12 protein-coding genes and 1 tRNA gene are annotated in these 13507 nt (G+C 44.0%); 12 read left to right on the top strand and 1 reads right to left on the bottom strand.

What is annotated here, in order from left to right; all coding sequences use genetic code 11:
- The first annotated feature begins 55 nt into the window (after positions 1–55).
- Complete coding sequence (locus ACESZH_RS07110) at positions 56–1150, top strand: lactonase family protein (protein ID WP_373213765.1); 1095 nt, start codon at positions 56–58, stop codon at positions 1148–1150.
- Positions 1151–1213: 63 nt separating this feature from the next.
- Here ACESZH_RS07110 and aroC read toward each other — a convergent pair whose 3' ends face one another.
- Entirely contained in the window at positions 1214–2311 is a 1098-nt protein-coding gene (gene aroC, locus ACESZH_RS07105) for a chorismate synthase (protein WP_373213762.1), read from the bottom strand.
- Positions 2312–2528: 217 nt separating this feature from the next.
- Between aroC and ACESZH_RS07100 the strand changes: the two genes are divergently transcribed.
- The 11 genes from ACESZH_RS07100 (at position 2529) to ACESZH_RS07050 (ending at position 13507) form a co-directional block, all read left to right on the top strand.
- Positions 2529–3470 (top strand): magnesium transporter CorA family protein, encoded by a 942-nt coding sequence (locus ACESZH_RS07100; protein ID WP_373213760.1) that lies wholly within the window; start codon positions 2529–2531, stop codon positions 3468–3470.
- A gap of 29 nt (positions 3471–3499) precedes the next feature.
- Positions 3500–4381: a hypothetical protein gene (locus ACESZH_RS07095; RefSeq protein ID WP_373213757.1), complete on the top strand. Its 882-nt coding sequence runs from the start codon at positions 3500–3502 to the stop codon at positions 4379–4381.
- Positions 4382–4438: 57 nt separating this feature from the next.
- Positions 4439–5722 carry a diaminopimelate decarboxylase gene (locus ACESZH_RS07090; RefSeq protein WP_373213755.1) on the top strand — a complete coding sequence of 428 codons (1284 nt, stop codon included), beginning with the start codon at positions 4439–4441 and terminating at the stop codon, positions 5720–5722.
- An 86-nt stretch (positions 5723–5808) separates the two neighbouring features.
- Positions 5809–5891: transfer RNA gene (locus ACESZH_RS07085), tRNA-Leu, on the top strand.
- Between the two features lie 283 nt (positions 5892–6174).
- The gene (locus ACESZH_RS07080) at positions 6175–6723 is read left to right on the top strand and encodes a Uma2 family endonuclease (protein WP_373213752.1); all 549 of its coding nucleotides are present in this window, start codon (positions 6175–6177) and stop codon (positions 6721–6723) included.
- Between the two features lie 79 nt (positions 6724–6802).
- Positions 6803–7510, top strand: a complete 708-nt coding sequence (locus ACESZH_RS07075; protein WP_373213751.1) for an SH3 domain-containing protein — start codon at positions 6803–6805, stop codon at positions 7508–7510.
- Positions 7511–7907: 397 nt separating this feature from the next.
- Positions 7908–9125, top strand: coding sequence for an ABC transporter substrate-binding protein (locus ACESZH_RS07070; protein WP_373213749.1), 1218 nt, complete (start codon positions 7908–7910; stop codon positions 9123–9125).
- 63 nt (positions 9126–9188) lie between these two features.
- Positions 9189–9317, top strand: coding sequence for a hypothetical protein (locus ACESZH_RS07065; protein WP_373213747.1), 129 nt, complete (start codon positions 9189–9191; stop codon positions 9315–9317).
- Positions 9318–9412: 95 nt separating this feature from the next.
- A complete protein-coding gene (locus tag ACESZH_RS07060) occupies positions 9413–10300 on the top strand; it encodes a carbohydrate ABC transporter permease (protein ID WP_373213745.1) in 888 nt (295 codons plus the stop codon).
- 15 nt (positions 10301–10315) lie between these two features.
- Positions 10316–11197 (top strand): carbohydrate ABC transporter permease, encoded by an 882-nt coding sequence (locus ACESZH_RS07055; protein WP_373213742.1) that lies wholly within the window; start codon positions 10316–10318, stop codon positions 11195–11197.
- A 3-nt stretch (positions 11198–11200) separates the two neighbouring features.
- Positions 11201–13507 (top strand): glycoside hydrolase family 65 protein, encoded by a 2307-nt coding sequence (locus tag ACESZH_RS07050; protein ID WP_373213741.1) that lies wholly within the window; start codon positions 11201–11203, stop codon positions 13505–13507.

The raw sequence follows: 13507 nt of genomic DNA, 5'->3' as shown, positions 1-13507 counted from the left end.
ATTGTGATATAATATGGACACCGAATGAAAATGTTGGCAGTAGGAGGCAAGAGCTATGGGGAACAAAAAATACGTTGCCTATGTGGGAACATATACACATGGTACAAGTAAGGGAATACAGGTCTATGACGTGAATGTGGAAGAGGGTACCCTGACAGAACGCAGTGAAGTAGAGGTAAGCAATGCGTCCTATACAGCAGTATCAAAAAACGGAAAATTCCTGTATTCCATAGAAGATGAAGGCGTCGCTGTGTTTGAGCGTGATGAAAACGGCGATCTGAGACGTATCAACAGCGTTGATATTGATGGTATGAGAGGTTGTTTTCTGGCAACGGACGTTGATGGAAAATATCTTTATGTGGCAGGCTACCATGACGGAAAAGTAACGGTTGTACATACCCATCAGGACGGACGGCTGGGAAGCCTGATGGACGGTGTTTTTCACAGAGGACTTGGAAGCGTTGCGGAGCGAAACTTCCGTCCCCATGTAAATTGTGTCAGACCCACACCGGATAATAAGTATCTGTGTGCAGTGGATAATGGCATTGACCAGGTTAAGGTATATAAGATCAACAAGCGTACCAATAAGCTGGAGCTTGCAGATGTTATCAGATGCCCGAGAGAAAGCGGTCCGCGTATTATCCGTTTCAGCGCAGACGGACGTTTTGCATATCTGCTTTTTGAGCTGAGCAATGAGATCAAGGTGTACAGCTACGACGGAAGCGGAAAAAATCCTGAATTTGAACTCCTTCAGAGCATTACCACCCTGGAAAAAGAAAACGATGTAGATGCGGCCCATAACGCAGCCTCCGGTCTTGCGCTGGCTCCGGACGGAAAGCATTTATTCTGCACCACTGCAGGAGAAAATACGGTTTCCATGTATGAGATCGATCAGGAGACAGGACTTCTCACCAAGAAGTTTACACTCCCGATCAGCGGAGATTATCCTAAGGATCTTGTGATCTTCCCGGACAATCAGCACATTGCGGTAGCAAATCATTCCAGCAACAGCATCACTACCTTTAAGGTGGATTATGAGAAAAACATCCTGATGATGAAGGGAAAACCGAGAAAGATTGAGACTCCGAACTGTATCACTATCTGGCCGGTACCGGACGGAGAGGACATTGAAAATCATTTGGATCATTAAGCAAAACGCCCTGTTCTGTGGAGATTCCCACAGGCAGGGCGCTTTTATGCGTAATTTTGAGAATTACTTCTTTTTATAAAACTCTGTGATCCTGTCCATTCTGGCTGTCATGTTGCAGAAAAGGGCATCCACAAGTGCCAGGGCAGCCATGGATTCCACTACCACTACAGCTCTGGGAACAATAACAGGGTCATGTCTGCCTTTGATGTTAATGGTAACGTTTTCTCCATCCTTTGTGATGGTCTGCTGTGCCTGCGCAATGGAAGCGGTCGGCTTTATATGGGCGCGGAGAATGATCTCGCCGCCGTCGCTGATGCCGCCCAGAATACCTCCTGCATGGTTGGAGAGCTTGGAAATGACTCCATTTTCGATATGAAAACCGTCGTTATCCGTAGAACCATTAAGCTTAGAGACTTTTACACCGTCTCCGACCTCCACTGCCTTGACTGCTCCAATGGACATCAGGGCCTGGGCAAACATGGCGTCAAGCTTTCCGAAAACAGGATCGCCCAGTCCGGCAGGTACACCGTTTATGCGGCATTCGATCACACCGCCCGAACTGTCCATATCCTTCATACACTGCTCCAGATAATGGCTGGCTTTTTCTGCCGCTACCATATTCGGCATATAAAAAGAGTTTTCTTTGATCACTTCAGGATGGAAGGTCTGGATCTCCACCGGACCGATGGATTTTGCATAGGCGCAGAAGGTGATGCCAAGCTGTCCAAGGATTTTCTGGGCAATGGCTCCTGCGGCAACTCGTCCGATAGTTTCACGACCGGAGGAACGTCCGCCTCCTCTGTAATCCCGGAAGCCGTATTTCTGGTCAAAACCGAAATCAGCATGGCCTGGACGGTAGGTATAGGCAATATTTCCATAATCACGGGAACGCTGATCCTTATTATAGACGATCATGGAAATAGGGGCGCCTGTCGTTTTGCCTTCAAAGACACCGGATAGAATCTCCACTTCATCACCTTCCTTACGGGAAGTGGTGTAACGGTTCTGTCCCGGCCTTCTGCGGTCCAGAAAAATCTGGATATCTGCTTCTGTGAGAGGCAGACCGGCAGGACAGCCGTCTACTACAACACCCAGTGCCTTTCCGTGGGATTCGCCCCAGGTGGTGACAACAAATTTTTTTCCAAAAGATGACTGGCTCATATGATGTATATCCTTTCTTTGTTCTATGGTCAAAGGCTGCATGTATGATGCAGATTACTGTTACTATCTGAAAATATTATATCGAAGTATAAAAAGTTTGTAAACCGAAACCATTAGAATTGACAAAATTTCGTGTAGAAACTATAATGTAAACTGTATTTTTTTCGAAATATAATGAGTGTGTCGGGTACGATGCACCGGAAGGGAAGTGGAAATCGTGGTAAGGATTTTTAAGACAATGGACGGCTCTATTCATCAGATTCAGGAGCCCCAGGATGATTGCTGGATTGCCTTGACAAATCCGACGGCAACGGAAATATTCGAAATTTCTGAGCAGTTTGATATAGAGGTAGACGATTTGCGAGCCCCTCTGGATGAGGAAGAGCGTTCCCGTATTGAGGTGGAGGATAATTACACCATGATCCTTGTAGATGTTCCTATGATTGAGGAGCGTAACGATAAGGACTGGTACGGAACCATTCCACTTGGCATCATTGTGACAAATAAGATCATTTTTACCATCTGTCTGGAGGACACCCAGGTTCTGACACGTTTTATGGAAGGCCGGGTGCGTAACTTTTTTACCTATATGAAGACCAGATTTATTCTGCAGATTTTGTACCGGAATGCCAGTATGTATCTGCGTTATCTGCGTATTATAGATAAAAAGAGCGAACAGGTGGAGGAAAAGCTGCATATGTCAACCAGAAACCAGGAGCTGATGGAGCTTTTGGAGCTGGAAAAGTCTCTGGTCTATTTTACTACATCCTTGCGTTCAAACGAGGTGGTGCTGGAAAAGCTGCTGAAGGTGGAGAGCATTAAACAGTATCCGGAAGATACGGAACTTCTGGAGGATGTTATCATTGAGAATAAGCAGGCGATCGAGATGGCGAATATTTACAGTGGTATTTTGAGCAGCATGATGGGAACCTTTGCGTCCGTTATTTCCAATAACCTGAACGTGGTTATGAAGGTACTGTCGGTTATCACCATTGTTATGAGTATTCCCACTATTATATTCAGCGCCTATGGTATGAACCTGAATCCGTCGGGTATGCCCTTTTCGTCAACGCAGTGGGGCTTTCTGATCATCATTCTGGTATCAGTGGCTGTCAGCATTGTAGCGGCTGTGATCTTGTCAAAAAAGAAAATGTTTTAATTTAAAAATTATAAAGAAAAGAGGATTTGATGCGGTTTATTGATAAGTTAGAGAGAAAATATGGAAGACATGGAATTCCAAATTTAACCATGTATATTTGCGCCTGCTATGTGATCGGATATTTGCTGAAAATGTTTAATCCCAGTATTATGTCCATGCTGAGCCTGGATATGACCATGGTTTTTAAGGGACAGATATGGAGACTTGTTACCTGGGTGTTGAATCCGCCGTCCAGCGGAAGCCTGTTCTTTTTTATTATTGCGATCTTTTTCTTTTATTATCCCATCGGAACTTCACTGGAGCGGACCTGGGGAACATTCCGGTATACGCTGTACATTTTTTCTGGAGTTCTTTTTACCGTGATCGCGGCGCTCATCGTCCATCTGATCACGGGAGGTTTTGTGACCATAAATGGAATGGTTTATGTCCTGGGCGGAAGCATTTATACGACCTACTACATCAGTATGTCTATTTTCCTTGCATATGCGGTGTCATACCCGGATATGAAGGTACTTTTAATGTTTGTGATTCCCATTAAGATGAGCTGGATGGCTATTTTTTACGGTGTGCTGATCTTATATGATGTGGTCAGCTACCTCAGAATGGGTTACTGGTTTATGGTGGTGCCGATCGTGGCGTCCCTTCTGAATTTTGTTATTTTCTTTTTCGGCACAAGGGACATGAGCCGTTATAATCCAAAGGAAATCCGCAGAAAGCAGGAATTCAGAAAAGCAATGGAGCCGCAGGGCCGTGTAAAAAATGCTTCAGGCACGATCACAAAGCACAAATGTGCGATCTGCGGACGTACGGAACTGGATGATCCAAATCTGGACTTCCGTTTTTGTTCAAAATGTAACGGAAACTATGAGTATTGCCAGGATCACCTGTTTACGCATCAACATGTCAAATAAGGTGGTAAATCAACGTTTTCCACATTATTGAGGAATAAGCTGCGAGGAGAAACTATTATGAAGAAAAAACCATTTGTTACTTTGGAAAAGCTGCAGGAGATCACAGCGAAATATCCCACGCCTTTCCATCTTTACGATGAAAAAGGAATTCGTGAGAATGCAAAGGCTTTAAAAGAGGCTTTTGCGTGGAATAAAGGGTTTAAGGAATTTTTTGCAGTAAAGGCTACGCCAAACCCCTATCTGATCCAGATCCTTCAGGAGTATGGCTGCGGCTGCGACTGTTCTTCCATGACGGAACTGATGCTTTCCAAAGCCATTGGCTGCAAAGAGGGGGACATTATGTTTTCCTCCAATGATACACCTGAGAGTGAGTTCAAATACTGTTATGATATAGGGGGAATCATCAATCTGGATGATATCACTCATATCGAGAGCGTAGAGAGGGCAGTAGGGAAAATCCCGGAAACCATAAGCTGCCGCTATAATCCGGGCGGTGTCTTTAAAATCAGCAATGACATTATGGACAATCCGGGGGATGCCAAATACGGTATGACAACGGAGCAGATTTTTGACGCCTTCCGTATCCTGAAAGGCAAGGGGGCTAAGGAATTCGGTATCCACGCATTTCTTGCCAGCAATACTGTGACTAACGAGTATTATCCGATGCTTGCAAAGGTAATGTTTGAGCTTGCTGTGAAGCTTCATAAGGAGACTGGCGCGCATATTAAGTTTATCAATCTTTCTGGCGGAGTGGGAATTCCTTACCGTCCTGAGCAGACGCCCAATGATATCCGTGCCATCGGAGAGGGCGTACGTCAGGTGTACGAGGAAGTTCTTGTTCCGGAGGGAATGGGAGATGTTGCCATTTACACGGAGCTGGGACGTTTCATGATGGGACCATACGGCTGTCTTGTAACAAAGGCGATTCACGAAAAACACACCCATAAGGAATACATAGGCGTGGATGCCTGTGCAGTAAACCTTATGCGCCCGGCTATGTACGGCGCTTATCACCATATTACAGTGATGGGCAAAGAGGACCAGGTGTGTGACCATCTGTATGATGTGACAGGTTCCTTATGTGAAAACAACGACAAATTTGCTATTGACCGTTATCTTCCAAAGGTAGATATGGGAGATCTTCTTGTGATTCACGATACCGGCGCTCACGGCTTTGCCATGGGCTACAATTATAACGGCAAGCTGAAATCAGCGGAGATCCTTCTGCATGAAGACGGAAGCTTTGACCTGATCCGCCGCGCGGAAACCCCAAGAGACTATTTCTCAACCTTTGACTGCTTCCCTATTTATGAGAAGCTTCTGGAGGATGAGATAAAATAAAGATAAAATAAATAACTGAGCCGAAAAAATAAGAAAACCTCTTGCAAAGCGAGGATTTTTATGGTAATATATTTTTCGGTTCAAACGCCGGCATGTCGGAATGGCAGACGAGGCAGACTCAAAATCTGTTGTAGGCAACTACGTGTGGGTTCAAGTCCCACTGCCGGCATTTATTAAACCCTGTAAAGTGTTGATTTACAGGGTTTTTTGTTGTCCTGAACTTGATGGTAAGCAAAATGGTAAGCATTCAAAACGTAAGAAGGGAGAGCTGATTTAGCGGGGATGGAGCAACTCTGTCCCTGTAATTTTTTCTATTAAGATTGTTTAAATTGGGGAGGGATGATATAATCATATTGGCACAAACAATTTTGAAAAAGAATTTGTTGGATAATGGGAGATATTATAAATCACATTAAAATCGTGGAAAGTAATAGGATGAGAGGGGAATGATTATGCCGGTATTGCAGGACGATTATAGAAGGACAGAAATAATTAAAGGAGTCATTTACAATATGTCTCCTTCTGGCGGATTTATGCACAGTCAGATAAACGGAAATATCTATCATATTCTTCGCAAACAATTAAAAAGTAGTGTATGTGCTGTTTCTGTAGAAAATTTGGATTTATATTTGTCTGATGATGAATATGTAATACCAGATATTATGTTGATCTGTGACAGGAATCAAATTAAAAAGGATAAATACAGAGGTGTCCCCAGATTTGTTGCGGAAACGTTAAGTCCGGCGACTTCATTAAAAGATAAAACCGTCAAGAAAGAAAGGTATGCGGAATTAGGAATTGATGAGTATTGGATTATATCCCCCAAAGAACGCTCTGTTGAGGTATACTATTTGGAAGGGAAGAGTTATGATCTTGTAGGTTCTTATATTCTTGTGGATGATGAACAGGACGAAAATTATAATGCAGAGACAGTTCTGACTTTGAGGGCCATGCCAACAGTTTCTATTGTCTTAAAGGAAATTTTTGAGGATATAGATTAAAGGTATTAGGGGGATACAAGACAGAACATGTTGCCTGCAGGAGTATGATACAATAAAAAGAAAAGGAGTGAATTGCCCTATGAAAAAGAAGATTAGAAAATGTTTGCTGCTGTTTACGGCAACTTTTAGTTGGCTTGTATCAATTTTTCCGGCTAAGGCGGAAACAAAAGCTGCGGATGCCTACACGGTAAAAGTAGAAAAAGGGTATCTTGCTTTGCGTTCGGCGCCGTCTTATGATTCAAAAAATGAGTTGGAATCATTATATACGGGAGATACCTTTTATGTCATGAGTGACTATGATTCTACGTATGTTTATGGTTATTCCGATTCGGGAAAAGAAGGTTATGTAAATAAAAATTATCTGGTGGAAGCTTACAATATAGCAAATGGGATCCAGACACGTGCAAGTCAGGGAGCATCTTATCTTGAAACGGATTATTTTAGTATGTATCTTCCGGGAGATATTGCCTGGGACTATGAGGTTGTAGATAATGAGACCATCAGCATTTTCTATACGCCAGCGAAAGAGGATGATTTCGGCGGACATGTTGTTACGATTAAAGCTTATGACTGGGGAGATAATGAATATGCTGAGTTTCCAGCCTGGTCTGTTGCAGGGGTAAGCAGCGAAAAGAAATTTGTGGCAATCTATCCGACAGATGTACAATTTGATCCAAATGATCCTGCTCAAGGCGAGGAATATGGGCGTTTATTAACAGTTGCCGAGCGTATGAATTGTGAAGATGAAGAATTGGCTAAAGACAATCCTTTTGAGGTGTTGGAATAATTAATAGTGTATATGTAAATTACTAAAGAATTTTGATGATTACAAACGTACTATATGGAGCGCAATGAATACGGATGAACAGAAGTAGTACAAGTACCTTTACAATTTAACATTGAGCTTGTGAGAGAAACTACTGATGTGCAATTGCACGGAGGTAGTTTTTTATTTTGTTAAAGGAAAGTCCTCCGTTTGGAGGAACCTTAAATTAGAAATGTCCAAGTAATGCATATCCCTATGTTGGTATTAAAAACAAATAAATAAAAATACACAAAAAAAGAAAGAAAAATTTGTGCGTATTAGTGCATATGTTTAAGTTGACGCATGAAAGCGCGCATGCTATAATAAGTTTAACGTAAAACTTACAAAAACTAATAACATAAAAGGAGGATTAAGTAATATGAAAAAAAAGCTTGTTAGTGCGGTTCTGTGTATGTCCATGGCTATGGCAATGTTCGCTGGCAGCGTAACCAGCGTGGCAGCAAGCGATGATGCTGATGGCGAGAAAATCACAGTTACACTGGGTATCTGGCCGGAGGATACTTTGGAAGATCAGATTGAGATGCACGAGGGTTTTGTTGAGAGAATGAAGGAAATTGACCCGAATGTGGAATTTGTTCCTGCATATTATAAATATGCAACCGAGACTTTCATGCCTATGGTAGAGGCTGGCAACTGCCCGACAATCTTTGAGTCTTGGTTTACAGAGACACAGAAGCTGATCAGAGAAGGCGCTGTTGCAGACATCACAGATGAGCTGGAAGAAAGAGGCTGGTTGGATAAGATGAACCCGATTATCCGTGAGCAGTTCTCCGATGAAAACGGAAGAGTATACGGTATCCCGCGAGATGCTTATGCACTTGGTTTAATGTGCAACGTAGAAGTATTTGAAGAGGCAGGCCTTGTAAATGATGACGGAACTATCCAGTATCCGAAGACATGGGATGAGCTTGCTGAAACAGCAAAGACGATTAAAGACACAACTGGTTCCGCAGGTCTTTGCCTTCTTGCAAAAGACAACGCAGGCGGCTGGCACTGGTCCAACATCGCTTGGGCATTCGGTGCAAAACTGGTAGATGAAAACGAAGACGGCACCTATACTGCACATCTTGATTCCGAAGAAGCTATCGCAGCTATGGATTATGTCAAATCCCTGAAATGGGACTACGACGTATTGACAGCAGACCCCACCAGTGAAGACTGGGGCACAGGCTTTACACAGCTTGGAACAGGCGGAGCAGCTATGTATATCGCAGCGAACGATGCCATCAACCAGCCGACAGAAGTAAATGGTCTGCCTGTTGACAAGGTTGCGTTGGTTCCGATCCCTGCAGGTCCTGGAGGACAGTATCTGCTTCAGGGCGGTACTCCTTACATGTTCTCTAAAGATGCTACACCAGAAGAAATCAACGCAGCACTGGATTACCTGGAAGTATTCGGAAAAGCTCCATCCGCTTCTGAAGATGCAATTGCAGGCTGGGAAGCAGATTACTCCCAGAAAGAAGAAGTTGGAACACCGGTTATCCCTCGTTTCCCATGCTGGACAGATCAGGAGATTCTGGATGCTGAACAGAAAGTGATCGATGAACACAGCAACGTAGACATGGCTCTCTTCTAGGATTACTTCGATCTGGTAGATACTGAAGCTCTTCGTACTGAGGAACCGGGACTTACCCAGGATATGTATGCTGAGATCACTAAGGTTTTACAGGAAGTTCTTGTTAATGAGGACGCTGATACTGCAGCTCTGATGGCTACTGCAAACGAGAACTATCAGCAGATTCTGGATGACAAGTTCAAAGCAAACTAATTAAAAAACGGATTCTTTAAAAGGTGAAATGCAATGGTCTGGGGTTCTTGGAATCCCAGACCATTTCAAAATAATAGAAAAGGAGGCGCCTGGCAATGAAAACAAAAAGAAAATTTAAACGCAGCGATATGATGGGCTGGCTGATTATGCTGCCTTCTTTAATCCTGTTTGCTTTCTTTGTGTGGGAACCATTATTGGAAAATATCCGGTTGTCGCTGTACTCTGCCAAGAGATTTGAACTGATAGAATTTGTAGGGCTTTCAAACTACATCAAGGTGCTGAGAAGTCCTGATTTTATGGATGCGTTTGTCAATACATTTAAATACACCTTTTGGTCATTGGTGATTGGATATCTGATCCCAATCTTTCTGGGAATTCTGATTTCTGAAACCGTACATTTCCGCGGACTATTCCGTGTGGGAATTTATTTTCCCAATATTATTCCCGGACTGGCAACTATCTGGATCTGGAGCTATTTCTTTATGCCCGGTAAAAACGGCGTGCTGAATATCTTTCTGTCAAAGATCGGTATTTCTCCCCAGGTATGGCTCAACAATCCGAAGCTGACCATACCTCTGATCATCGTAACAATGACGTGGAAAGCAGCCGGGTCTACAGCATTGATCTACATGGCGAAGATCAGTGATATCAGCCCGGATCTATATGAAGCAGCGACCATTGACGGAGCTGGAATCTGGAAAAGGATCTGGCACATTACCATTCCGTCCATCAAGCCTCTGGCAAGTACCCTTCTGATCATGCAGTTTATCTCTGTATTCCAGATCCTGTACGAGCCAATGGTACTGAAAAACGGCGGTCCGAATAACGCAAGTATTTCCTTGCTGATGCTGATGTACCGTTACGGTTTCCGAGACTTTGACTTCCCGGCTGCGGCTGCGCTGTCTGTAATGGTTTGCGTTATTCTTGTTATTTTGAGCGGTATTTATATGAAAGCAACTGCAAAGAAAGATGATTATGCGTAAAGGAGGGGATAAGCTATGGCATGGAAGAATAAAATGAAAAGCAAAAAAGACGGCGCGATCCGTGATTATGACATGCGTTCCCCAAGGGTGCGCGTCATGTATACACTGGTCATTGTGCTTTGCTTTATCATTGTTTTGGTATGTGTTTTCCCGGCTATCTGGGTACTCCTGGCCGGATTTAAGGATATTAAGGAATTTAACAGGAATGCAACGATCTTTCCAACATCCTTTGATATTGAAAAATTGAAAAAAACCTGGGAACTTCTGAAGTTTGCAAAATACTACAGAAACTCTGCGATTCTCGTTGCAGGCTGTACCGTCTGCGCGGTAATCTTCAATGGACTTCTGGCATATGGTTTTGCCGTGCTGAGACCGAAGGGCTATAAGATTGCCTATGGTCTTGTTATGTGGAGCCTGATGATTCCGGCGACTACCAGTATGGTATCCCTGTTCCGAAATATTAACCTGTTGGGATTAAACCAGAGCTTTCTGCCGCTGTGGCTGATGTACGGGGCGAATGCTTTCTGGGTGGTCTTGTTCAAGGAATTCTTTGAAGGGATACCAAAAGATCTGCTGGAAGCAGCGAAGCTGGATGGCTGTGGTCCGCTGCAGGTATTTACAAAGATCATGCTGCCTATGTCAAAATCGGTCATTATGGTAGTAGCAATTTTTGCTGTGACAGCAGCATGGTCTGATTTCTTGCTGCCGTACCTGGTATTGAACGGCTCCGGAAAAGAGACGGTAATGGTGAAACTGTTTACATTCAAGGATACGCCGACGGATGCAGTCAGTGTGTTAAGGGCAGTGCTCTTCTCTATTATCCCGCCTACGATTATCTTTGCTATTTTCCAGAGGCAGATTACAGACAGTGCTGCGGCTGGTGCAGTGAAGGGGTAAATTATGGCAAAATGTGCGGACAAATATTTTGAGGGAGATTCCTTTCGAATCGTGGAAAACGGCTTTCAGCCGGAATACGCCAGAGTTGCGGAATCCGTCTTTTCTCTTGCCAACGGGTATATGGGAAGCAGAGGCTGCTTTGAAGAAGGTTATTCCGGTGAAAAGCTGGTAGGTAATTATTTTAACGGAATTTATGAAAGAAACAGACAGGACGGTCCCCACTATAAAGGGGTAACCGATGTGACCGAGTTCATGGTAAATGCTGTGGATTGGTTATTTGTCAGAATCGAGGCAGATGGCGAAAGGCTTGATCTGGCAACACGTACATACCGTGATTTTCAGCGTGTGCTGGATTTAAAGAACGGTGTTCTGACACGATCTTTTATCTGGGTTACCCGTTCTGGAAAAGAAATTGCTCTTAGCTTTGAGCGTTTTCTTTCCATGGAAAAGACAGACATGGGTGCACAGAAAATTACCATGAAATCCCTGAAAAGTGATGTTAAGCTGAAGGTTCTTGCGGGCATGGATTTCTCGATAATCCATCAGTCCAGCGGCAAAAATTACTGGAACTGCAGCGACAGGATCCAGGAGCAGGATTTCCTGGCTATCCAGGGTACAACGGTTGAGACAGATCAGAGCATTTATTCGGGATGCGTGTTTGAAGGAGATTACCATAGTTGGGAATACGGGGCGGAAGAGGAGAAAAAGGTTTCTCTGGTCTTCAACTTTGAGCTGGCAGAGGGAGAGGAAAAGTCTCTTATCAGGATCGCCAGGAATATCATAAGAAAAGAGCAGGGAGAGGAAGCTGAAAAAGCTTTTGCCGAAAAAAAGGCCTGCGGAAAAAAAGAACTTTCTACGATTAAATATGATACGTTGAAAGAGGAGAACAGCAAATGGTGGGAAAAGGCCTGGGAGCAGTCTGATATTGTGATCCAGGGTGATGAAGATAACCAGCAGGGAATCCGTTTCTGTATCTTCCAGATGTACCAGACCTACCATAAAGAGGTAAAGGGCGGCAATATCGGTGCCAAGGGCCTGACAGGAGAGGCATATAACGGAAATGCTTTTTGGGATACGGAGACCTACTGCCTTCCATTTTACATTTTCAATGACCTGGAGGCAGCAAAAAATCTTCTGATGTTCCGCTATGAGACATTGGAGGAGGCAAAGAAACGGGCACGTGATCTGGACTGTGACGGAGCTTTTTATCCCATTGCCACCATAAGCGGTAAGGAGTGCTGCAATCTGTGGCAGCATGCAAGTTTACAGCTTCAGGCCTCTACCGCAGTGGCTTATGGAATCTGGATGTATGAAAAAATAACAAAGGACATTTCCTTTGTGTATGAGTATGGTATGGAGATGCTCATTGAGGTAAGCCGGATGCTTGCCACAAGAGGGGCATACAATGCAGATGGAACACGTTACGGCTATTATTGTGTAATGGGGCCGGATGAGTTCCAGATGATGGTAAACAACAACTGCTATACCAATCTGATGGCAAAGTTTACTTTCCACTATACGGAAAGCATGCTGAAAAAGATGGAGCAGGAACAGCCGGAGGCTTACCAAGCCCTTGCCTCAAAGTTGAAGCTTAAGGAGGAAGAACGCAGCACCTGGGCAAAAATGGAAAGGCTTATGTATATTCCATATGATGAAAAGACAATGCTTTACGAGCAGCATGAGGGATATTACCAGCTTCCACATGTGGATGTGGACGCCATACCGGTGGAGGATTTTCCGCTGTACGATCATTGGTCCTACGACAGGATTTACAGAAATGATATGATCAAGCAGCCGGATGTACTGATGTTCCAGCTTTTGTTTAATTCCAGCTTTACAGAAGAACAGCTTCGGGCAAACTATGATTACTATGAGCCGCGGTGTATCCATGAAAGCTCTCTGTCTCCATCGGTTCATTCCATTTTGGCATCCCAGCTAAAGAAGAAGGGCGAAGCATATGGCTTTTTTGGCTTTGCTACGAGGATGGATCTGGATAATTATAACAGAAACAGCGGGGATGGACTGCATACGACCTCCATCGCAGCTGCGTGGATGAATATTGTTTATGGCTTCGGTGGGATGCGCTCTGATGGGGATATGCTGGCGTTCAGCCCCACCATACCAAAACAATGGGAGGGTTATTCGTTCCGTATCCGGTACCAGGATGCGGTGATTCTTGTGGAGGTAAACCAGAACAAAGTTGCTATCCATACGTTGGAGGAGTCGGAGATACAGGTTCTTTTGTATGGGGAAACCATTACGCTTGGAAAAGAGGGTGTGCAAGTAGAGATACCTAAAAACTGGAGGTGA

The organism is Ruminococcus sp. 5_1_39BFAA (assembly GCF_964240875.1).
Classification (GTDB): domain Bacteria; phylum Bacillota; class Clostridia; order Lachnospirales; family Lachnospiraceae; genus Blautia_A.
The sequence above is the reverse complement of the archived record's forward strand: the minus strand, read 5'-3'. Positions and strand labels throughout refer to the sequence as shown.

Coding starts and splice junctions, on each gene's coding strand:
- ACESZH_RS07110 (WP_373213765.1), top strand. CDS start 56: ATGGGGAACAAAAAATACGTTGCCTATGTGGGAACATATACACATGGT.
- aroC (WP_373213762.1), bottom strand. CDS start 2,311: ATGAGCCAGTCATCTTTTGGAAAAAAATTTGTTGTCACCACCTGGGGC.
- ACESZH_RS07095 (WP_373213757.1), top strand. CDS start 3,500: ATGCGGTTTATTGATAAGTTAGAGAGAAAATATGGAAGACATGGAATT.
- ACESZH_RS07090 (WP_373213755.1), top strand. CDS start 4,439: ATGAAGAAAAAACCATTTGTTACTTTGGAAAAGCTGCAGGAGATCACA.
- ACESZH_RS07080 (WP_373213752.1), top strand. CDS start 6,175: ATGCCGGTATTGCAGGACGATTATAGAAGGACAGAAATAATTAAAGGA.
- ACESZH_RS07075 (WP_373213751.1), top strand. CDS start 6,803: ATGAAAAAGAAGATTAGAAAATGTTTGCTGCTGTTTACGGCAACTTTT.
- ACESZH_RS07070 (WP_373213749.1), top strand. CDS start 7,908: ATGAAAAAAAAGCTTGTTAGTGCGGTTCTGTGTATGTCCATGGCTATG.
- ACESZH_RS07065 (WP_373213747.1), top strand. CDS start 9,189: ATGTATGCTGAGATCACTAAGGTTTTACAGGAAGTTCTTGTTAATGAG.
- ACESZH_RS07060 (WP_373213745.1), top strand. CDS start 9,413: ATGAAAACAAAAAGAAAATTTAAACGCAGCGATATGATGGGCTGGCTG.
- ACESZH_RS07055 (WP_373213742.1), top strand. CDS start 10,316: ATGGCATGGAAGAATAAAATGAAAAGCAAAAAAGACGGCGCGATCCGT.
- ACESZH_RS07050 (WP_373213741.1), top strand. CDS start 11,201: ATGGCAAAATGTGCGGACAAATATTTTGAGGGAGATTCCTTTCGAATC.